Genomic DNA, 19,940 nt, shown 5'->3' on the forward strand with positions numbered 1-19,940 from the left:
GTCTTTTTCTCCCTATGACTGGCTTTCCAAAGCCGTCCAACGCTCTAATTTTTCCAATAGCTGTTCTTCTATTTCCGCCAAACGAGTGGCAGCTTGCGAGGCTTGATCAGGTTCAGTGATGAACCAAGCGCCATCGGCAAGTTTGTCCTCCAAAGTTTTTTGTTCAGCTTCAAGTGCTGCAATTAACTCTGGCAATTGTTCTAACTCTCGTTGATCTTTATAACTTAATTTTGCTTTTTTCGGTAGCTTCTGTGCAGTATTTTCTGCTTTTTCCACTTTATTTGTGGTTTTCGCTTGATTTGCTACTGCTTTGGCATCTAGACGCGCACGTTGTACAAGATAGTCTTGATAGCCACCGATATATTCTTGAATGCCACCTTTGCCATCGAATACCCATGTTGAGGTGACGACATTATCCATAAAGGCACGGTCATGGGTGATCAGCAGTAATGTGCCTTTGTACTCGGCAAGCATTTCTTCCAAAAGCTCTAGCGTGACCATATCGAGGTCATTGGTCGGCTCATCCATCACGATCAAGTTCGATGGTTTTAGCAGTAATTTTGCCAAAAGCACGCGATTGCGTTCACCACCTGATAAGGCCTTGACAGGTGTGCGAGCACGTTCTGGCGCAAAGAGGAAATCTTGTAAATAACTCAGAATATGTCGACGGTTGCCATTGATATCGACAAAGTCAGAGCCCTCACTGACATTATTGGCGACTGATTTTTCCAAATCGAGCTGATTGCGCAATTGATCAAAATAGGCAATTTCCAGTTGCGTACCAACTTTTACCGTACCTGTGTGTGCCACATCACCAAGAATGGCTTTGATCAGTGTCGTTTTTCCGACACCATTATCACCGACCAAACCGATACGATCGCCACGCATGACAATGCTTGAGAAATCATTAATCAGTGTTTGATCGCCATAGCTGACTGCAAGATGTTCAATTTCAAAGACCAATTTGCCTGAGCGAGATGCCTCTTGCACGCCCATATTGACTTTGCCTTGTTGGAAGCGTCGTGCTTTGGATTCTTCACGTAAGGCTTTTAAGGCACGTACACGACCTTCATTACGGGTACGACGTGCTTTGATACCTTGACGAATCCATGCTTCTTCTTCTGCTAGACGCTTGTCAAATAAGGCGTTTTGCTTCTCTTCCGCATCGAGTTGTTCGGCTTTGAGTTCAAGATAGCGTGCGTAATTGCCTTCAAAACTGCGTAAGGTGCCACGATCGAGTTCGACTATACGAGTCGCTAAGCGATCGACAAAAGAACGGTCATGCGAAATAAACAGTAAGGTTAAATTTGGTTGATCCAATAAGAATTGTTCGAGCCATTCAATACTTTCCACATCCAAGTGGTTGGTTGGTTCGTCAAGTAAAAGTACATCAGGTTGGGTGAGTAGCGCACGTGCAAGTAGTACACGGCGTTTACGACCACCAGATAGTTCAGAAAGATCAGACTGTGGGTCGAGTCCCATCTTGGCGAGAATGGTATTGACTTGGTTTTCCAGTGACCAACCGTCAAGTTGATCAAGCTGATGTTGAAGCTCGCCCATACGATCACAAGCATCCATATCACCTGCAACACAAGCATTGCTTGCTTCATGGTATTGACGCAGTACATCGGCTGCTTTGCCTGCACCTTCGGCAACGATATCGGCAACTAAGCCTGAACTCATCGGAACATCTTGCGCAAGCATTGAGATGCTAACACCATTTTGAATAGCGATCTCACCTGTGTCAGGTTGTAATGTGCCGTCGATGAGTTTGAGTAGGGTGGATTTGCCCTCACCATTGCGACCAATTAAACACACACGCTCGCCACGTTCTAGCGTAAAATGAGCACCATCGAGTAGGGCTGGACCACCAAAAGCCAAGTGAACATCTCTTAAAGTAATGTAAGCCATACCAAACCTATTTGCGTGTTGAAAAAGCGTTAAAAAATATTGTGAGGAGAATCCAATGTCAAAACAGCCATCCCCAGATGACTATGCGACATTTTCCCAAGTCGTCGAAGATTTGCAAGTCAGAATTGCATTTTTAGATGAATTAGTTGATCAGTTGAACGATCAAGTGGCGAAACAGAACAGCGAAATCGTCGATTTGAATAAAAAAATGCAAATTCTCTATCAACGTGTCGAGGCATCGGATATGTCGGAGGGTGTTGCGCCATTCGATCCATTGACTAACCGACCGCCGCATTATTAAACCTAAATGCTCATTTTTCAAGGATGAAAACATGCCAATTCAACTCAAACGAATTTATGACGAAGTATCTGCAAGCGATGGTAAGCGGATACTGGTTGATCGGCTATGGCCTCGTGGCATCAAAAAAGAAGATGCAAAACTCGATCTTTGGGCAAAAGAGGTTGCGCCATCGAATGAGTTACGTAAATGGTATGCACATGATGAGGAAAAATGGGATGAGTTTCAGACGCTGTATCGAGCTGAGTTAGCAGGCAATGCCAAACTTGCCGAACTGAAACAATATATTGGCAATGAAAAAGTCACTTTCCTCTATGCAGCCAAGACCAATCAATATTGTCATCCGCAGGTGCTGAAAGCTGAAATTGAAAAGCTTAAATGGTTTATACACAGTAAGCTTCAAAGTAACTTAGCTTGCAAAAAGTAAAGCCCTGACGAATCAGGGCTTTTGTTTTACAGCATATGTTTTTATGGGCTTAGGCTTACCATGCCTTTTCCAAAATACCGATCAAATCATCAAGGCTAGCTTCTTTTGGATTGTAAATAATCGAACCGTCATCGAGGGCTTTTTTCGCCACTTCGATCAGCTGTTCTTTCTTCACCTTACCTGTTTCTTGCAAAGTACGTGGCAACTTGGTTTTGCTATGCAACTCATCACGCATACCACGAATCACAGAGATTGCTTTAGCAGCACGTTGATCAGCAGGTGTGTGCGCATACACTTCAGGGCCTGCAAGAGGCAACAATAGGTCTGCAATTTTGTCGCCATTGACATCTTGGTTGTACTCCAACACGTATGGCAAGAACAGATTCATACACAAACCATGTGGTAAGTGCGCAACCGCACCAAGCGCATGACCAAGAGAATGCACCACGCCAACCATTGAGTTCGAGAACGCAATACCCGCCATGGTCGAAGCTTGAGCAAGCTCTAGACGACCTTGTGCATCTTCAGGACTTTCTAATACTTTAAATAAGTTTTGGCTAACTTTCTTAATTGCGCCTGTTGCATAAGCATCACTAATCGGATTCGCAGCCAAACACGTATAGGCTTCAACAGCATGCGTCATCGCATCCATTGCTGTCATCGCAGTTAAATGTGGTGGCAAGGTTTGCGTCATACGTGGATCAAGAATCGCAGCATGTGGCATCAAATAATACGATGCAAATGGCAATTTCACATTTTTCTCAGTGTCCGATACCACAGCGATCATGGTCACTTCTGAACCTGTACCAGAAGTCGTTGGAATCACGAAAAATGGTTTGAGTGGCTTTGGTAAGTTGTGCGCACCTGAGTATTTCAGCAGATCATCACCGCCCTCAGAAACCAAAATATTGGTCGCTTTCGCCGTATCAATCACTGAACCACCACCAATGGCTAAAATCGCATCGCAACCATTGTCACGGTACATTTTTGCCACGTCACGTACAGTCTGCAAACTACTGTCTGGTGGAACATTATCAAAGATCGCAGCAATCTTCGCATCTGCCTCAGTAAAGGCTGATTCGATCGGTGTAAGCAATCCGTTCGCTCGGACACCTTTATCGGTAATGATCAGTGGCTTTTTTGCACCCAAAGTCGCAAGTTCAAATGGAATATGCTCTAGTGCAGCATTACCTGCAATCACTTTGACAGGACAGAAAAATTCGTAATATGGTTTAGCCATTATGCAATTCCTTTAAAATATGACTGAGCAACTTTCAGATAAATATTCGCTGCACCAGACAGCTTGTCTTTTAATGATAAATTTTTGGGATATTCTTTTACCGCCAAGTCGGCAATGACTTTTGGCAAGATTAACGCTTCCATCTTGTTCAGGCAACGTACCAAGCGGATCGCATAAGAAATTTCACCATCTGCCACCATGCGATCATTGGCAAAAGCTTGTGCTGTACCTTCTTGGAATGAAAAGACCAAAAAGGCATGGCTGATATGCTTAAAGGTAATGGTCAGATCTGGTTTTTCCTGTGGGTTTTTTACAAGGCTTAAACGATGTTGATCATCAACACGCGCCACGAACTGTGGGCCATTTGGGAAGACTTTCATTGAAAAAGTAAAATTGGCAGGAAAGCCTGCAATCTCAGATTTCACTTCATGATCGACTTGGCTCGCCATCACTAATCCACGTCCGATGACATCCATCATCAGCTTGACATAGCCTTGTTGTAATTGAGGTTTGACGTCTTTGCTATTGATCACATGCAGTTCCTTGTCAAAGATTATGTTTGTTTAGAGTAATTACTCTAAATGATTTTGACAAGAACGCAAGTGTTATTGATCAGCTTCTATCAAAATATTTGCAAAAATCTGTTTTTCAGTGATGAACTGCTGACATTTTTGATATAAATCTGCAAAAGAAGGCACTATGTCTAAAAGGTCGGAAAGTCGTACCATCTCTAGCCCTGCATAGCCACAAGGGTTAATGGTCTGAAAACCAGTTAGATCACAATCCACATTGAGCGAAAGTCCGTGATAACTACATCCACGGCGGATTTTAAATCCGAGTGAGCCAATTTTTCGCTCCGCTACATAGACTCCAGGTGCGTCCTTTTTTGTATACGCCTCAATGCCATATTGTTGCAAAATCCACAACATCATTTCTTCAGCAAAATTGACCAAATCCCGCACATGCCATTTCAAGCGATTGAGATCAAACAAAAAATAAGCAATCAACTGTCCACGACCATGCCATGTGACTTGTCCACCACGATCGCTTTGTACGATAGGAATATCAGAGTGAATCAAGATATGTTCGGGTTTACCTGCTTGACCTTGCGTCAATACATCATGATGTTGAAGTAACCAAAGCTCATCGGGAATATTGGCATCGCTCGTAGCCAAAGCTCGCTGTTCAGTGAAGCTTTTCATTGCTTCAAAGCGTGCGGTGTAATCTTGAAGATCACGAAATGTTCTGACGATAAGCTGAGGCTGATTTTGCATAAACGATATTCTGAAATAATTTTGATCAAATGATAGTTGAATTCCGATGATGCCTATATGCGAAATTGGTCGATATCATCAAAGCACTTTAAGCAATTTAAGCGCTTTATAAGCGTTCGATACCACCATCTGATTTGGGTTTTTCAGATTGCTGTAATTTTTGGAGCTTACGGCGGTAATAGAAAAACTGCAATGTATTGATAATGATCATGATGGCGAGGACAAAAGGTAACATCGAATCGCCACGAAGAATTTTGTCTAAGCCGATAAAATAGGCGAGGATCGCCATGATGATTGGTGTCAGGAATAGGTTGATTTTAGAAGTTTTGACGAGTGCAGTATATTTTTTAATTTGTTCAGCGTTAGTTTGGTGGTTTTCCATGTGGTTATTGTTCATTTTTTAACTCAATCGCTTTTGAAAAGTTCAGCTTAAGATTATCAAAATTTTAAAGATGAAAAAATAAGTCAGCAAAAATATACGAAGAATAAAAAAACTCCCAACGGATTGAGAGTTTAGTGATTGGGCATCATTACAGCGCTGTTTTGATATACGGGCAAGCTGCCAAGTCTGCATACAAGGCATGGACTTGCTCTAACTCTTCAAAGCGCAACTGTGCTGTGATCGAGTTGTATTTGCCTGTGCGAGATGGCTGAAATTTCAAAGTCGTTTCATCAAACTCAGGAAAATGCTTGACCAAAATCTCAACTACAGAATTGTTCAGCTCATCGCAAGTTTCGCCAATCAGTTTGATCGGGTAGTCCATCGGGAACACCCAAAGATGCTCTTGTAACTCACGAGAAGGGGTGCGATCAATCATCATGCTTCTCCTATTTTGAAAATGATTTAATGACTTTATTTGAAACGCCTGCAAAAATGCAGGCGTTTCTGATTAATCTCATGCTTTACTATATGGGGTGTATGGCTTGATTTTCAAGGGCATTGACCACCGTATAGTCAGTTTGAAATTAGTCATTTTCCAAGAACGAACGTAAGTGCTCAGAACGAGATGGATGACGTAATTTACGCAATGCTTTGGCTTCGATCTGACGGATGCGTTCACGAGTCACGTCAAACTGCTTACCGACTTCTTCCAAAGTATGATCTGTTGGCATGTCGATACCAAAACGCATTTTCAAGACTTTGGCTTCACGTTCTGTAAGGTTCTCAAGCACTTCACGCGTTGCTTCACGTAGACCTTCTGAGGTTGCCGCTTCTACAGGTGAGGTAATGTTTAAGTCCTCAATGAAGTCACCAAGATGCGAATCTTCATCATCACCGATTGGCGTTTCCATCGAAATCGGTTCTTTGGCAATTTTTAGCACTTTACGGATTTTCACTTCATCCATATCCAAGCGTTCGCCGAGTTCTTCAGGAGTTGGCTCACGTCCCATTTCTTGAAGAAGCTGACGTTGTACACGGTTGATCTTATTAATGGTTTCGATCATGTGTACAGGGATACGAATAGTACGTGCTTGGTCAGCGATCGAACGCGTGATTGCCTGACGAATCCACCATGTCGCATAAGTTGAGAACTTATAACCACGGCGATATTCAAATTTATCGACCGCTTTCATCAGACCGATGTTGCCCTCTTGAATCAAATCAAGGAATTGCAAACCACGGTTGGTATATTTCTTGGCAATCGAGATCACCAAACGTAAGTTGGCTTCAACCATCTCCTTCTTGGCACGGCGAGCTTTGGCTTCACCGATTGCCATACGTTTTGAAATTTCTTTAATTTGTTTTACATTCAAACCAAGCTCAGATTCGATATCACCGATCTTTTGTTGGAATGCCAAGACGTCTGGACGTACTTTATCCAAATAACGTTTGGTTGCTTCATCCGCTGCATTAAACTGCTCTTCGAACCATGCAATATTTGATTCATTGCCTGGGAAAGAGTGACGGAATGCGTCACGGCTCATACGACCACGACGGATCGAGAAGCGCATGATCTCTTTTTCGCTATGACGGATTTGATCGTGTGTACCACGAATCATTTCTGCAACCAAATCAAACAGACGAGGTGTAAGCTTAAACATCATAAATACAGATGCCATCGCTTCGAGTTGCTTCTGACCTGCTTCGCTATGACGACCGTGTTCAGCAAGAACAGCTTTGGTTTCATTCCAAACCGCTTCTAACTCAGCAAAACGCTGTCTTGCGATCTCAGGATCAGGACCAGACTCACCATCGCTATCGTCAGAATCGTCGTCTTCATCTTCATCGTCTTCATCATCAAGATTGACATCTTTCTTGGTAGACTTTTTGTCAGAATCCTCTTCGTCCTCGATCGAATCTTCTTCGATTTCAGGCACTTCTTCTTCAGTTTCAGGATCGAGATAACCTGATAACACATCTGCAAGACGACGTTGAGGTTCTTCTTCTAAGGTTTCTTTATATTCGTTAAGGACGACTTCAACCGTTTTTGGCCAGTAGGCGATCGCATGTAAGACATCACGAATACCATCTTCAATACGTTTGGCAATGCTAATTTCGCCTTCACGCGTCAGCAATTCAACTGTACCCATCTCACGCATGTACATGCGGACAGGGTCAGTGGTGCGACCAGGTTCGCTTTCAACCGATGCGAGTACCGCAGCAGCTTCTTCAGCCGCCACATCATCACCTGCATCTGGTGAGTCTTCCATCATCATGTCATCAGATTCAGGTGCACGCTCATGCACAGGAATACCTACATCATTCAACATCTGAATAATGTCTTCGATTTGTTCACTTTCGGTGATGGAGTCTGGGAGATGATCGTTAACTTCTGAATAAGTTAAATAGCCTTGTTCCTTGCCTCGGCTAATCAGTACTGCAATTTGAGAGGTCGTCGGGGATTGCATATCGCTCATCTTGGCTCACTTTCTTTATGTATTGACTCAAACACATGAGTTGCATGTAAACTCGTTTGAATCAAAGTAGGTTGAATCAAATGACTGTAAAACAGCGCATCATAGCACAAAAACAAGATAGAAAAATTCTCAGTTGTGAAATTTTATCTTGTTGTGTGAACTGATAATTTGGTTATTAATAAACTAGATCATTGGGGTGAAACTTGATAATTCAAGTTGTTTTAAATTTGATTGCAGATGAATGGTAGCGCATAGCCTTGATGCTGACTTTTTGGATTGTCAGAAGTAAGTGAAAAAAGTGGTTGTATTTGCGAATGATTTACACTTTTAAAACTTTAAAATATTTATAAAATACAACGGCTTAATATTTAGTGCTTGACAAAGTTCTGTAGCAATTATAAATAGCGCCTAACGCTCTCATTTTATTTATGCTGAGGTGGTTTGCGTGGCAGGTACTCAAGATTTTGAACTCGACGATAATTATGCTGAAGATGACTCAACTTATGAGGATACATCGGCAAAAGTTAGCGCCAAAGAATCCTTAGAAAAGCGTCGTCTAATTGATGACTTATTGGCTCAGCGCAAGTTAGAACGTGAGCTCAAAGAGTTGGATAGTGATTTTGACGATGACTTTGATGACGACTTCGACGACGAATAAAAATTTATAGCCAACTTCGATAGTTGGCTATTTATATTTTTCATGCTTAAAAATACATTTAGTCGTTTGATCTCAGGTGATAAACACCAGTAGACTAAAATAGACTGAGTCGTGAAATATAAACGATGAAATTAAATGGATGAAAAAGCTAAGTACAAAGCTTGCCTAAACTGCTTAGCAATAAATCTAGTTATCAACCTAGTAGCTCGGCTAGTAAGTAATCTGGTAATCAATTTACTGCGTATTAAACTTTTGGAAATGAAAAAAGGCATAACATGGCAACTCTCGACTTAGACCAACTTAGCGATTACCTCGATGGCGAAAATAATGAGTTTGGATTGGACTTTGCAGCGACACATGGTTTCTTGTGTGCAGTTGCAGTTGGTCCAGAGCTTTCTGATTGGTTAGGCTATTTATTTGATCAAAATCAAAATAAAGTGCCAAAAGATATTCTTGAACAGATCAAACTGTGGCTCACAGAACTACAATCAACTTTGGCAAATGAAGAGTTAATCGAATTTCCTTTTGAGATCGAAGAAGCAGATGTGGATTCGAGTCTAGGCGATTGGAGCGTCGGCTTTGTTGATGCAATGTTTGTCAATGAAGAGGCGTGGTTTAAAGATGAGATCGAAGAAACACTGGTTGAGCTGACCTTGCCAATCATGGTGTTTAGTGGAATTGATGAAGAAGATCCACAAATGGAGTCATTCCGTCGCAATGGTCAATTGATGGACGATTTGGCGCAAGAGATTCCTGACAATCTGACTGAAATTTATCTGCTTTACCATGCGGTAGATTAATGATGGATCGCCAAATAGCGTGACGATTTAGATCAAGAAAAGCACATCAAACTGATGTGTTTTTTATACGTGAACAAATAGTCTAAAAATTAATCTCAATAAGATTTTGTGTAGGATTCTAGCGGGTTGTTTACAGTATTTCTATGAGAAGATACTGCTATGCATATGCATAAAAGAATCCGCCTGACGCCACTAGATCGTGAAGAGATTTGGAAACTCTATCAAAGCCGACAATGGAAGGTAAGCCACCTCGCAGAACGATATCGAGTAAGCCGCCCCACAATCTATGCTGTATTAAGAAAAGCTAGACATCGACAGTTTACACCATCAAATAGTACAAATAAACGATATAAAACAGCGTTCTATGGATTAAAACGTCTAGCAAAAGTTGAAGTATCAATCCAGCTCAAGCTTAAACAACAAGCCAAACGCTACAATAAATCCTATCCTGGTGAGTTATTTCATGTGGATAGCAAGCGACTACCATTACTCAAAGGTCATACGAATGTACAACCAAGAGAATACCTCTTTGTAGGAATTGACGACTATTCACGAGAACTCTATGCAGCAATATTTCCTGACAAAACCCAAGATAGTGCAGCTGAGTTCCTGCAAGAGCATGTCATAAAGCATTGTCCCTACACTTTAGATTATCTTTACTCTGATAATGGCAAGGAGTTTAAAGGTACAGCAGAACATGCTTTGGTCAAGGTGTGTTTGACGAATAATATTGGTCAAAAATTCACACGGATATCACGCCTACAGACAAACGGTAAAGCTGAAAGGGTGATTAGAACACTTATGGAAATGTGGCATGAAAAGATTGAATTCAAAGATAGTCAGCATCGAAAACTTGAATTAAACCGTTTTATCAATTTTTACAATACTGTAAAACCTCATAAGGGTTTGAACAACCAAACACCTTATGAAATACTCAACTCTTATTTTTCACATAAAGTGTAAATAACCCGAACAATTCCTACAGGTAAGTTAAGCGAAGCAAAGTTTGAGGCGATTCAATATGCGTGTAAGCAATTGATCAGTGGTTTGTATCGTGATCAGTTTCCGATAGATATGATGCAAGGCGGTGCAGGTACATCGACCAATATGAATGCCAACGAGGTGATTGCCAATATTGGTCTAGAGCACATGGGCTATATGAAAGGCGAGTATCAATATCTGCATCCGAATAATGATGTGAATATGTCGCAATCCACCAATGATGTGTATCCAAGTGCGATCAAGTTGGCGTTGATTTTATCTTTAGAAAAATTGTATGTGCCATTCAAAAATCTGATTCACAGCTTCCAAGCAAAGTCTGATGAATTTTCTGAAGTGCTGAAAATGGGTCGCACTCAGTTACAAGATGCTGTGCCAATGACGCTAGGGCAAGAGTTCGGTGCATTTGCACATACTTTGCAAAACGACTTAAACAAAATCAAGCAAATCATGCCTGATGCGCTCAGCGGGATTAATCTAGGCGGTACGGCGATTGGTACAGGCATCAATACCGAAGTGCAATATCGAATCAATGCGGTGCAAGCTTTAGCCAAAATCACAGGGAAATCAATCTCAAGTTCGCCTGATTTGATCGAAACAACCTCTGATATGGGTGACTTTGTATTGCTTTCAGGAGTCTTGAAACGTACAGCGACCAAGCTGTCTAAGATTTCTAATGATTTGCGATTGCTATCGAGTGGTCCACGTGCAGGGCTTGGCGAAATTCAACTTGAACCACGTCAACCCGGCAGTTCAATCATGCCAGGCAAAGTAAATCCTGTGATTCCTGAAGCAATGAATTTGACATATTTCCAAGTGGTCGCCAATGATTGGGCAGTTACACTGGCAGCCGAAGCAGGTCAACTTCAGCTCAATGCGATGGAACCATTGATTGCGTTTAAATTGTTTGAATCTATTGATTTACTCGGCAAAGCAATGCGCATGCTTGAGCAAAAATGTATTCGAAATATCCAAGCCAAATCAGAAAATTGCCAATACCTCGTGGATAATTCGATTGGCATCATTACCGTGTTGAATCCTTATCTCGGCTATGAAACCACCACACGAATCGCCAAACAAGCCAATGAAACTGGGCAAAGTGTATTGGCATTGATCAAAGCAGAAAAACTACTTTCTGATGAAGTATTGAGCAATGTGTTGTCGGTGAAAAATATGGTTCAACCGATGCACTAAGTTTTAAAAATTACATTTTATGATCAATAAAACGATTGCTGTTTATCACACGATCGTTTTATTTTTGAACATGAATGAACTGAGTTGTTTTTTAATTCGGCATTAACACCAAGGGATGATTGTGTAATATGACTACTTATGTCATCTTTTACGTTTTAGTGCCTATTTGTCGATATAAATAAGCAGGGTTGGTGAGTATTTTGCATATTTTTTATGCGTACTTGGAATGCTTACCTTTGCACATGAAGACAGGGAGATAAAGAGTGGAATACACTTTTAACGCATATTACACATTGATTGCAGCGACTTTTGTGCTGTTGCTTGGTCGATTGTTGGTCTACAAGATTTCATTCTTAAGAAATTACAATATCCCTGAGCCAGTTGCGGGTGGATTGGTTGCCGCAATTTTGGCGTATCTAATTTATTTGACCTTTGGCGTGAGTGGTAAGTTTAGCTCCGAGCTTCAGACAGGCTTTATGTTAGTGTTCTTTGCCTCGATTGGCTTGGGTGCAAACTTAAGCAAGCTCAAAGAAGGTGGTTTCGGTCTATTTATTTTCTTATGTTGTATTAGTGCATTTATTTTCATCCAAAATCTAGTGGGGATGGGACTTGCAGGTGCCATTGGTCTTGATCCATTAATGGGTTTGATTACAGGTTCGATTACCCTGACAGGTGGTCACGGTACAGCAGGTGCATGGGGGCATATCTTAGAAACCAAATATGAGATCGAGGGTGCTACGACGCTTGGTATGGCAAGTGCGACTTTTGGTCTAGTGATTGGTGGTTTGATCGGTGGTCCTGTAGCGAAGTTCTTAATCGAGCGACATAGTCTTGCGACTGGGCGTAGCGTACGTGAAGAAATTCGTGATGATAAAATCCCAGTTGCGCCTACGGGAGAGCATTCGACCTTTGAATTTCCACACAAAACACGTTTAATCACCGCAGATAATGCGATTAGTACCCTGGCGATGTTTGCTGCATGTTTGGCATTTGGTAATCTGATGACCGACCTTGCAAAAGGCACTAGCTTCGAGTTGCCAACATTTGTTTGGGCATTACTCGGTGGTGTGATTGTCCGTAACTTCCTTGAGTCGGTACTTAAAGTCACTATTTTTGATCGTGCGATTGATGTATTTGGTAATGCGTCACTTAGCCTATTCTTAGCGATGGCATTGCTTTCATTAAAGCTTTGGCAATTGGTCGATTTGGCTGGGCCTTTGGTCATTATCTTGTCACTGCAAACTTTGGTGATGGCACTGTTTGCTGCATTTATCACTTTTAAAGTCATGGGTAGTAACTATGATGCAGCGGTGCTTGCAGCGGGTCACTGTGGTTTTGGTATGGGGGCAACACCAACAGCGATTGCCAATATGCAAGCGATCACCAATATGTATGGTCCTTCACACAAAGCATTCTTGATCGTACCGCTAGCTGGTGCGTTCTTTATTGACTTGGTGAATGTGGTGGTCATCCAGACCTTATTAAAATTCTTTGCATAGTTTGCAATTAGGTTTTAATCATAAAAAAGAGCGTCTATTTATATAATAGCGCTCATAATATTTTGATTCTTCAAATCATAATTTAAAGTTGATAGTTAGATCACTAAAATTCTAAATAAATTTTAAAACTGCCCTTCAAAGCGCTCTATAAATTCACGACGAATCTCGGTACGTTCTTCGAGGTCATTTGCAGCTTGTAGTTTTTGTTTGAGTTCATTACGTTCACTGGTATTCATATTCTGCCAAGCGACACGCATGCGATCTTGTTCTTGATCGCTAAGTTTGCAAAACCATTCCATACGTTTTTTGAGATCAAGTTTTTGTTCGGCATCACGAGTAGCTTGATACGCTTTGATCAATTGATGGCGTTGTTCAAGTGTTAGCGCATCGCACTCATCCATCTGCGCTACAGTTTTTTGATCTTCTTTATTAGCCCAAAAGCGTTCCATACCTGCAAAACCAATCGGTGATGCAAGGCTGATGGATACTGCGCAAAGCACAGGAAGCTTCTTAGCTACCATGTGTTGCATCCTCACCAAGCACTAAGAGCATTTCCAAATCATCTGCGAGCTGTGGAGAAAGTTTGGTGGAGGTGATAGTCGCTTGCTGATCAGTCGTATTATCAAAAAAACTACTCGGTACAACAGCGACACCTGTAATCGCAGCAGCTAAGGCAAAACCTGCCAAGCCCCAACGATTAAATCGCTCATGACGGTGTTGTTCGATGCGATCAAAGACATTGTCTATGACAGCATGCTTAAATTGCATTTGTTGATCGGCTTTGACATTCAAAGCATTCACAATTTTTTGTTCAAAATCATCTTTTTTCATTGGATGACCCTCAATCATTAGAATTCAAATGTGCCAAAATCGTCTTTAAACTTTGCGTGGCACGGTGATAATGTGTTTTTACACTGCCTTCACTACAGTTCATAATTTTTGCTGTTGTTGCAGTGTCAAAGCCCTCCCATGCACGAAGCATAAAGGCTTGCTGTTGGCGAACAGGTAAAGTTTGAACGGCTTGGAATATTTCCTCTGTGGTATGTTCTTGGTCAATCAAGTCACTTGCATCAACAAGACTCTGATCGGGAAGATCAAATTGCTCTTCATCCTCATCTGCAATTGGGTTGATACGCAACCACCCGAATCGCTGTGTACGACGTGCCTCTTTTCTACGCCAATCGAGGAACTTATTGTTCAAAATGGTGTAGAACAGGGGATACCATTCATCTGTAGTCTTGTCTGGATAATGCTGATGCAATGAGATAAATGCCTCTTGCACTAAATCCATTGCAACATCATGTTGCCCCTGACATGCATTTTCCATCATCACTAAAGCACGCCCAGTAATCTCTTGCATAAAGAGCTGGAGGCGCTTTTCAAGCGACATTGGCGCAGTGGTGTCCTGCGTCAACTGTTTTTGCTTGGGTGCTGAATCCATCGGGATGGAAAGTCCTGTCATTCGACAACCTAAACAGTTTTCATGTGACTATAAACGTCGCATTGACTGATTTGGTTGACAAGGTTGTAAAATATTTTCTGATGTAGTGTAGGGGATTTGGTGAAAAAATGGCACAGTTTCAACATAAAACTGCAAATTGTTAGCTATCGTTACGTTGTTAATGATTAATCAAGTTTCAGAACAATGCTTAAAATCCTAAAGACGTTGTCGCATCATCTCAAATAGGCAGACCGAGCCTGCGATTGCGACATTCAAAGACTCTTGTCCGCCTGGTTGTGGAATGGTGACAGCTGTTGCTTTGTCGAGTAAATTTTCATGTACGCCTTGTCCTTCGTTGCCTAGAATCCAAACACACGGCGTTTTTAAATCAAGCTGATAAATACTTTGTGGTCGGTGTGAACTGGTGGCATAGACAGGAATCTGAAATTGATCAATCAAGTTTTCAATCTGCACTGCTTCGAACAACGCTAATGAGAAATGTGCGCCCATCGCTGCACGCAAGACGCGAGGTGACCACAGGCTTGCTGTGCCGATAGTCGTAATCACTTGCTGAATACCAACCGCAGCAGCAGAGCGGAGTAGCGTACCGACATTACCCGGATCTTGAACACGATCGAGAATTAATGTGTCGCAGTCAATTTGCCATGCGTCTTGGAGTTTGGGGAAATTAATCACAGCCATGAGTGGTGTGGATTCACCGAGTTGGCTGATCTTTTGATAGAGTGACGGTTCAACGATATAAACAGGTGCTGTATTTGTGTCTAAAGCATTTTGATTTTCAGGGTGATCTAAAGCACTTTCAGTACAAAGCAGAAATTGGATTTTGCAATCAGTGTTTTTATTGCTGTAATGATGAATAAGACTTTCAATCAGGTGCGCACCCTCAAGTACGGTCTGCGCATTTTTCTTACGTAGTGATGCTTGTTCCAATAAACCACGAACCAATTTTATTTTTGGATTATCTTTGGACTGGATGAATTCAAACATATGTTGCTTCGATATAGATAGTTTAAATAGAAAATTTAACGCTAGAAATTGGGATGATTCATTCACGATGAATCATCCTTGTAGATACTTAGTTTTAAAGGTGAGTTCAAAAGTTGTTTTCAAGCGATCAACCTAAACTTGATGATAGCTCGCAACACGTTCGACTTCAGCTTTTGAGCCTAAAATCACAGGGATACGTTGATGGAGATCGTTTGGCTCAACATCCATAATATCCATGCGACCTGTTGATGATGCGCCGCCTGCTTGCTCGACCAAGAAACTCATTGGATTGGCTTCGTACATCAGACGTAGACGACCTGCTTTTTTCGGGTCTTTAAGATCATATGGATAAAGGAAAATACCGCCGCGTGTCAAGATGCGATGCACGTCACCAACCATACACGCCACCCAGCGCATATTAAAATCTTTACCACGTTCACCAGTTTTACCTGCTTGTAGTTCGCCGATATAGCGCTGTACAGGTGCTTCCCAATGACGTTGATTTGATGAATTAATAGCAAACTCTTGCGTTTCCGCAGGGATTTGTACTTGATCGTTGGTCAATACAAATTGTTTAGACTCAGGATCAAAGGTAAACATTTGCACCCCTTGACCAGTAGTGAGTACTAACATGGTCGATGGACCATACAGCACATAGCCCGCAGCGACTTGATCACGACCTTTTTGGAAGAAGTTTTCAGTTTTTAGGTCGCCAGTATTTTTTAAAATTGAAAAAATCGTACCGACGCACATATTAATGTCGATGTTGCTTGAACCATCAAGTGGATCAAACAATACCAAATATTCACCATTCGCTTGCGCAGGCGTCATTTCTTCCAATTCTTCTGATGCAAGTGCAACTACCGCAGGGTGTTGTTGTAAGGCATCAATGAGCATGTCATTTGAAATCACATCGAGTTTCTTCTGTGTTTCACCCTGTACATTTTCATTTTCTGCACTGCCGAGAATCCCTGCAAGTGCACCTTTTTGTAGCGCAGCGTCGATATCTTGACAGGTTGATGCAATGGTTAGGATCACTTGCGCAAGATTTTCTGTTAGATTGTGGTTTTGTTGTTGGGCGAGAAAATCTTTGAGTAAAACATGGGACATTGCGTCAAACTCCAAATAGCTTTATAGGCAAATAGTGAAAGTGGCTATTATTGCATATTCAAGATAAAAATCTATGGCACTCTCTTCGCTTACGTGCAACCAGAAACAATTTGTCGGTGAATAGTTAATCTCGAAGGCATAGAACATGCTATAACTTAAAACTCAGTACATACAAAATAAGAGTAATTAAGGAGAGCCACCATGACTACCGTGAAGTTTGATGAAATGCCAACTGCTGTCGAAGAAATGGACATGCACGAGATCAAAGATGAAAACGTCAAGCAAGCTTGGAAAGCGTATGAAGCCAAGCCTGAATATAAAGAATTTAATAAGCATGACATGATTGAATCCATGACTGTCCATGAATCAGACGGGTAAGTAGAGACAGAAAAATAATTGCGCCATAAATTTTTTTGTGAAAATGGTTTTAAAGACAATAAAAAAAGTAGCTCCGAGAAGCTACTTTAGATCAGTCTAATATTTTAGATGCAGATTTTATTTTTGTGTAGAATTAACGGCTGTTTGGCACAGTTAAGATCGGTGGAACTGCTTCATAGTTGATCTCTACACGACGGTTTTCACTCCACGCTGCTTCATTATGACCTGCATTGACAGGTTGCTCTTTGCCATAGCTCACAGCTTCAAGCTGATCTGCACGCACACCATAAGACGTCAGGAATGACTCAACTGCCTTAGCACGACGCTCACCAAGTGCCATATTGTACTCACGTGTACCACGCTCATCGGTATGTCCAACCAGTGCAACTTTCGAGTTGGCATTGGCAGAGAGATACTGTGCATGCGCTTGCAGTGTTTGATAGTCTTCATTCGATACATCGCTGCTGTCATAGTCAAAATGTACCACACGCTTTGCAAGGAATGGGCGATTGGCATCGGTCACACCAAGCGTAGAGCCACCTTGAGCACTAATACTAGAGTCCGTACCAAGACCTGAAGTCGTTGCACCTGATACAGAGCCAGTGCCATTGGTCACGGTGGTATTTGTCGCAGGCTTGCGGTTTGCACAACCTGTTGCGATTAATGATCCAGCTAAGATTGGAAGAATCAATAATTTATAATTCATGTTGCTCTCCTTCGAGATGAGTAGTTAAATTTTTAAAACAGCATTTACAACAGTTTTAATGAATAGGGTTGTTAATGGCTTGGCGCCCAAGCAGGTTCACGCACTTCACCTTGTTCACTTGGTAGATTCATACGGAATCGACCATCGGTAGACATGATTGACAGCAGACCACGATTACCTTCACGTGTTGCGTAGACCACCATCTGACCATTCGGTGAGAAGCTTGGAGATTCATCCAATGAAGTCGGTGTCAGGATATTGAAAATTCCTGAGTTTAAATCCATCAGCGCAACTTTATAATTACTACCACTTGGACGATGAACTAATGCAATTTTGCTACCGTCAGCATTCAGGGTTGCACGTGCATTAAATGCACCTTTAAAGGTCATGCGTTTGGTTGAACCATCGGCAAAGGTATAACGATAAATCTGCGGTGAACCGCCACGATCTGAAGTAAAGATGAATGACTTACCATCAGGTGTATAACGAGCTTCGGTGTCGATCGCCGTATCACGTGTCAAGCGAGTGAGTTGCTTGTTTGAAAGATTCATGCGGTAGATTTCAGGATTACCGTCCATTGATGCAGTAAACAGCATATTCTGACCATCAGGTGAGAAGCTTGGCGCACCGTTTAGACCTCTAAAACTGGTGAGGAGCTGACGCTGACCAGTCGATAAATCTTGCAAATAAATCGCAGGACGTTTGCTTTCAAACGACACGTACGCCAATTTCTTGGCATCAGGTGTCCATGATGGTGAAAGAATCGGCTCAGGTGAAGATAAAATCGTACGTGGCTCTGCACCATCTGTATCAGCGATTTGTAATGTATAGCGTTGGTCAGGTGTCGCAGGATTGCGCAGGACATATGCAATACGACCACTAAAGTCACCTGGTACGCCAGTCAATGCTTTATAGATCGTATCACTAATCAAGTGCGCCGCTTTACGCATTTGATTGCTTGGTACGGTGAGTACTTCATTCAACATCCATTGCTGTTTATCGGTATCAAACAGTTGGTATTGAATTTTGTAGGTCGAGCCATCTACTTGTTGTACTTGACCCATCACCACGTAAGGAATGCCTGCACCTTTCCATACACCGACGTTCATTTGACCTGGTGAAGTTGGGTTGGCAGGAAGGTTATTTGATGTACTGGTAAAACGACCTGAACGGTTTAAATCACTGGCAACGATCGGTGAAACAGTTTGGTCATTGCCAAAAGGCACAACGGCGATCTGCGGTGCTTGATCGGGTGCTTTGGCAATTTCTAACTGTAACTGCGCATAGCTTTGTTGTACGGTCAGTGGCGTACAAGCGACCAGTAGGGCAAGAGCGAGGTGTTTATAGTTCAGTGTAGATTTTGAATCGTTATTTAAAGCAATCATCTCGACGTATTTCAAACCTTTTGATTGTAAGCCTGTACACGGCACTGGGCTGTATGGCATTGGGCTGTGATATTTATTTCCAAATTGTGTGAAGTTTTGGAAATGTTGAATAAATTATTGATGTTGTAACAAAGCCGTGACATGAATTCTATACTGACTATGTAAAGTTATGATGACAAAGCTTTTATATTCAAACAATGTATATTGATATTGACGCTTTGTCACCACGATCAGGGTCTTTTTATAAAGACTTTTTTGATGAAATTATCGTGCAGTAAATGTGGATGTAAATGAACGTGCTTCACGACGCGCATCGGCATCTTCTGGCATTGGGTATGGTGCAGCTGCACGAATGGCTGCTTCAACAGATGCTTTGACATTTGCATCACTACTCGAAACAATCGCAGAAGCAACTTGCCCACTGTCTGTCAGGGTAACTCTTGCAGTGGCTTTGGTGCCCGTCGTACCCATTGGCACATCCCAAGCTTTAGAAATCTTTGCCTCAAAGTCACGTTTTGCACTGGACGCAATTTTCTTAGATTCAGCTTTTTTATTGGCAGCAGATTCTTTGGCTTCACGTTCGGCTTTGGCTTTTGCCTCTGCATCGGCTTTTTTCTTGGCTTCGGCATCAGCTTTGCGTTTTGCTTCGGCATCCGCTTTTTTCTTGGCATCAGCGTCGGCTTTGGCTTTTGCCTCTGCATCGGCTTTTTTCTTGGCTTCGGCATCAGCTTTGCGTTTTGCTTCGGCATCCGC

The 19,940-nt window shown here is 42.0% G+C and carries 22 protein-coding genes and 1 pseudogene; 8 read left to right on the forward strand and 15 right to left on the reverse strand.

What is annotated here, in order from left to right:
• Positions 1 to 12: 12 nt before the first annotated feature.
• A complete protein-coding gene (locus tag MKI79_RS02865; protein WP_241570556.1) occupies positions 13 to 1,911 on the reverse strand; it encodes an ATP-binding cassette domain-containing protein in 1,899 nt (632 codons plus the stop codon).
• A 55-nt stretch (positions 1,912 to 1,966) separates the two neighbouring features.
• On the opposite strand from MKI79_RS02865, the gene MKI79_RS02870 reads away from it, so the two are divergent.
• Both MKI79_RS02870 and MKI79_RS02875 read left to right on the forward strand, forming a co-directional pair.
• Positions 1,967 to 2,212 carry a SlyX family protein gene (locus tag MKI79_RS02870; protein WP_241570557.1) on the forward strand — a complete coding sequence of 82 codons (246 nt, stop codon included), beginning with the start codon at positions 1,967 to 1,969 and terminating at the stop codon, positions 2,210 to 2,212.
• 31 nt (positions 2,213 to 2,243) lie between these two features.
• A complete protein-coding gene (locus MKI79_RS02875; RefSeq protein WP_241570558.1) occupies positions 2,244 to 2,636 on the forward strand; it encodes a DUF488 domain-containing protein in 393 nt (130 codons plus the stop codon).
• Positions 2,637 to 2,691: 55 nt separating this feature from the next.
• Here MKI79_RS02875 and MKI79_RS02880 read toward each other — a convergent pair whose 3' ends face one another.
• The 6 genes from MKI79_RS02880 to rpoD all read right to left on the reverse strand — a co-directional run bounded on the left by MKI79_RS02880 (position 2,692) and on the right by rpoD (position 8,009).
• Complete coding sequence (locus MKI79_RS02880) at positions 2,692 to 3,876, reverse strand: iron-containing alcohol dehydrogenase (protein WP_241570559.1); 1,185 nt, start codon at positions 3,874 to 3,876, stop codon at positions 2,692 to 2,694.
• Positions 3,876 to 4,409 carry a hypothetical protein gene (locus MKI79_RS02885; protein ID WP_241570560.1) on the reverse strand — a complete coding sequence of 178 codons (534 nt, stop codon included), beginning with the start codon at positions 4,407 to 4,409 and terminating at the stop codon, positions 3,876 to 3,878. The genes MKI79_RS02880 and MKI79_RS02885 overlap by 1 nt, the downstream gene beginning before the upstream one ends.
• A 72-nt stretch (positions 4,410 to 4,481) precedes the next feature.
• A complete protein-coding gene (gene lipB / locus MKI79_RS02890) occupies positions 4,482 to 5,150 on the reverse strand; it encodes a lipoyl(octanoyl) transferase LipB (protein WP_241570561.1) in 669 nt (222 codons plus the stop codon).
• Positions 5,151 to 5,256: 106 nt separating this feature from the next.
• A complete protein-coding gene (locus tag MKI79_RS02895) occupies positions 5,257 to 5,547 on the reverse strand; it encodes a hypothetical protein (protein ID WP_241570562.1) in 291 nt (96 codons plus the stop codon).
• A 133-nt stretch (positions 5,548 to 5,680) separates the two neighbouring features.
• Positions 5,681 to 5,968, reverse strand: a complete 288-nt coding sequence (locus MKI79_RS02900; protein WP_241570586.1) for a YbeD family protein — start codon at positions 5,966 to 5,968, stop codon at positions 5,681 to 5,683.
• A 148-nt stretch (positions 5,969 to 6,116) separates the two neighbouring features.
• A complete protein-coding gene (rpoD, locus tag MKI79_RS02905; protein WP_241570563.1) occupies positions 6,117 to 8,009 on the reverse strand; it encodes an RNA polymerase sigma factor RpoD in 1,893 nt (630 codons plus the stop codon).
• Between the two features lie 445 nt (positions 8,010 to 8,454).
• On the opposite strand from rpoD, the gene MKI79_RS02910 reads away from it, so the two are divergent.
• The 5 genes and pseudogenes from MKI79_RS02910 to gltS all read left to right on the forward strand — a co-directional run bounded on the left by MKI79_RS02910 (position 8,455) and on the right by gltS (position 13,159).
• Entirely contained in the window at positions 8,455 to 8,667 is a 213-nt protein-coding gene (locus tag MKI79_RS02910) for a PA3496 family putative envelope integrity protein (RefSeq protein ID WP_241570564.1), read from the forward strand.
• Between the two features lie 275 nt (positions 8,668 to 8,942).
• Positions 8,943 to 9,467 (forward strand): YecA/YgfB family protein, encoded by a 525-nt coding sequence (locus MKI79_RS02915; RefSeq protein ID WP_241570565.1) that lies wholly within the window; start codon positions 8,943 to 8,945, stop codon positions 9,465 to 9,467.
• Between the two features lie 159 nt (positions 9,468 to 9,626).
• The gene (locus tag MKI79_RS02920; protein ID WP_241570566.1) at positions 9,627 to 10,430 is read left to right on the forward strand and encodes an integrase core domain-containing protein; all 804 of its coding nucleotides are present in this window, start codon (positions 9,627 to 9,629) and stop codon (positions 10,428 to 10,430) included.
• 27 nt (positions 10,431 to 10,457) lie between these two features.
• Positions 10,458 to 11,660: pseudogene (locus tag MKI79_RS02925) on the forward strand (aspartate ammonia-lyase); the annotation flags it as partial.
• Between the two features lie 263 nt (positions 11,661 to 11,923).
• Positions 11,924 to 13,159: a sodium/glutamate symporter gene (gltS, locus tag MKI79_RS02930; RefSeq protein WP_241570567.1), complete on the forward strand. Its 1,236-nt coding sequence runs from the start codon at positions 11,924 to 11,926 to the stop codon at positions 13,157 to 13,159.
• Between the two features lie 122 nt (positions 13,160 to 13,281).
• Here gltS and MKI79_RS02935 read toward each other — a convergent pair whose 3' ends face one another.
• From MKI79_RS02935 to MKI79_RS02955, 5 genes are all read right to left on the reverse strand, one after another.
• Positions 13,282 to 13,680: a restriction endonuclease gene (locus tag MKI79_RS02935; protein WP_241570568.1), complete on the reverse strand. Its 399-nt coding sequence runs from the start codon at positions 13,678 to 13,680 to the stop codon at positions 13,282 to 13,284.
• Entirely contained in the window at positions 13,670 to 13,990 is a 321-nt protein-coding gene (locus MKI79_RS02940; RefSeq protein WP_241570569.1) for a hypothetical protein, read from the reverse strand. The genes MKI79_RS02935 and MKI79_RS02940 overlap by 11 nt, the downstream gene beginning before the upstream one ends.
• A 10-nt stretch (positions 13,991 to 14,000) precedes the next feature.
• Positions 14,001 to 14,621 (reverse strand): RNA polymerase sigma factor, encoded by a 621-nt coding sequence (locus tag MKI79_RS02945; protein WP_241570570.1) that lies wholly within the window; start codon positions 14,619 to 14,621, stop codon positions 14,001 to 14,003.
• A 195-nt stretch (positions 14,622 to 14,816) separates the two neighbouring features.
• Positions 14,817 to 15,608, reverse strand: coding sequence for a TrmH family RNA methyltransferase (locus tag MKI79_RS02950; protein ID WP_241570571.1), 792 nt, complete (start codon positions 15,606 to 15,608; stop codon positions 14,817 to 14,819).
• A gap of 132 nt (positions 15,609 to 15,740) precedes the next feature.
• Positions 15,741 to 16,718 carry a class 1 fructose-bisphosphatase gene (locus MKI79_RS02955; RefSeq protein WP_241570572.1) on the reverse strand — a complete coding sequence of 326 codons (978 nt, stop codon included), beginning with the start codon at positions 16,716 to 16,718 and terminating at the stop codon, positions 15,741 to 15,743.
• Between the two features lie 201 nt (positions 16,719 to 16,919).
• Between MKI79_RS02955 and MKI79_RS02960 the strand changes: the two genes are divergently transcribed.
• The gene (locus tag MKI79_RS02960; protein ID WP_241570573.1) at positions 16,920 to 17,096 is read left to right on the forward strand and encodes an NF038105 family protein; all 177 of its coding nucleotides are present in this window, start codon (positions 16,920 to 16,922) and stop codon (positions 17,094 to 17,096) included.
• A 133-nt stretch (positions 17,097 to 17,229) separates the two neighbouring features.
• Here MKI79_RS02960 and pal read toward each other — a convergent pair whose 3' ends face one another.
• The 3 genes from pal to tolA form a co-directional block, all read right to left on the reverse strand.
• Positions 17,230 to 17,802, reverse strand: a complete 573-nt coding sequence (pal, locus tag MKI79_RS02965) for a peptidoglycan-associated lipoprotein Pal (RefSeq protein WP_241570574.1) — start codon at positions 17,800 to 17,802, stop codon at positions 17,230 to 17,232.
• A 71-nt stretch (positions 17,803 to 17,873) separates the two neighbouring features.
• Positions 17,874 to 19,187: a Tol-Pal system beta propeller repeat protein TolB gene (gene tolB, locus MKI79_RS02970; RefSeq protein ID WP_241570587.1), complete on the reverse strand. Its 1,314-nt coding sequence runs from the start codon at positions 19,185 to 19,187 to the stop codon at positions 17,874 to 17,876.
• A gap of 264 nt (positions 19,188 to 19,451) precedes the next feature.
• The coding region (tolA, locus tag MKI79_RS02975) for a cell envelope integrity protein TolA (RefSeq protein WP_241570575.1) at positions 19,452 to 19,940 on the reverse strand (489 nt) is incomplete at its 5' end.

This window comes from Acinetobacter sedimenti, from assembly GCF_022601685.1.
GTDB classification, from domain to species: Bacteria; Pseudomonadota; Gammaproteobacteria; order Pseudomonadales; family Moraxellaceae; genus Acinetobacter; species Acinetobacter sedimenti.

Coding starts and splice junctions, on each gene's coding strand:
- tolB (WP_241570587.1), bottom strand. CDS start 19,187: ATGATTGCTTTAAATAACGATTCAAAATCTACACTGAACTATAAACAC.
- MKI79_RS02960 (WP_241570573.1), top strand. CDS start 16,920: ATGACTACCGTGAAGTTTGATGAAATGCCAACTGCTGTCGAAGAAATG.
- MKI79_RS02895 (WP_241570562.1), bottom strand. CDS start 5,547: ATGAACAATAACCACATGGAAAACCACCAAACTAACGCTGAACAAATT.
- MKI79_RS02955 (WP_241570572.1), bottom strand. CDS start 16,718: ATGTCCCATGTTTTACTCAAAGATTTTCTCGCCCAACAACAAAACCAC.
- MKI79_RS02935 (WP_241570568.1), bottom strand. CDS start 13,680: ATGGTAGCTAAGAAGCTTCCTGTGCTTTGCGCAGTATCCATCAGCCTT.
- pal (WP_241570574.1), bottom strand. CDS start 17,802: ATGAATTATAAATTATTGATTCTTCCAATCTTAGCTGGATCATTAATC.
- MKI79_RS02920 (WP_241570566.1), top strand. CDS start 9,627: ATGCATATGCATAAAAGAATCCGCCTGACGCCACTAGATCGTGAAGAG.
- MKI79_RS02915 (WP_241570565.1), top strand. CDS start 8,943: ATGGCAACTCTCGACTTAGACCAACTTAGCGATTACCTCGATGGCGAA.
- lipB (WP_241570561.1), bottom strand. CDS start 5,150: ATGCAAAATCAGCCTCAGCTTATCGTCAGAACATTTCGTGATCTTCAA.
- MKI79_RS02875 (WP_241570558.1), top strand. CDS start 2,244: ATGCCAATTCAACTCAAACGAATTTATGACGAAGTATCTGCAAGCGAT.
- MKI79_RS02880 (WP_241570559.1), bottom strand. CDS start 3,876: ATGGCTAAACCATATTACGAATTTTTCTGTCCTGTCAAAGTGATTGCA.
- MKI79_RS02945 (WP_241570570.1), bottom strand. CDS start 14,621: ATGACAGGACTTTCCATCCCGATGGATTCAGCACCCAAGCAAAAACAG.
- MKI79_RS02950 (WP_241570571.1), bottom strand. CDS start 15,608: ATGTTTGAATTCATCCAGTCCAAAGATAATCCAAAAATAAAATTGGTT.
- MKI79_RS02870 (WP_241570557.1), top strand. CDS start 1,967: ATGTCAAAACAGCCATCCCCAGATGACTATGCGACATTTTCCCAAGTC.
- MKI79_RS02865 (WP_241570556.1), bottom strand. CDS start 1,911: ATGGCTTACATTACTTTAAGAGATGTTCACTTGGCTTTTGGTGGTCCA.
- rpoD (WP_241570563.1), bottom strand. CDS start 8,009: ATGAGCGATATGCAATCCCCGACGACCTCTCAAATTGCAGTACTGATT.
- MKI79_RS02900 (WP_241570586.1), bottom strand. CDS start 5,968: ATGATTGATCGCACCCCTTCTCGTGAGTTACAAGAGCATCTTTGGGTG.
- MKI79_RS02940 (WP_241570569.1), bottom strand. CDS start 13,990: ATGAAAAAAGATGATTTTGAACAAAAAATTGTGAATGCTTTGAATGTC.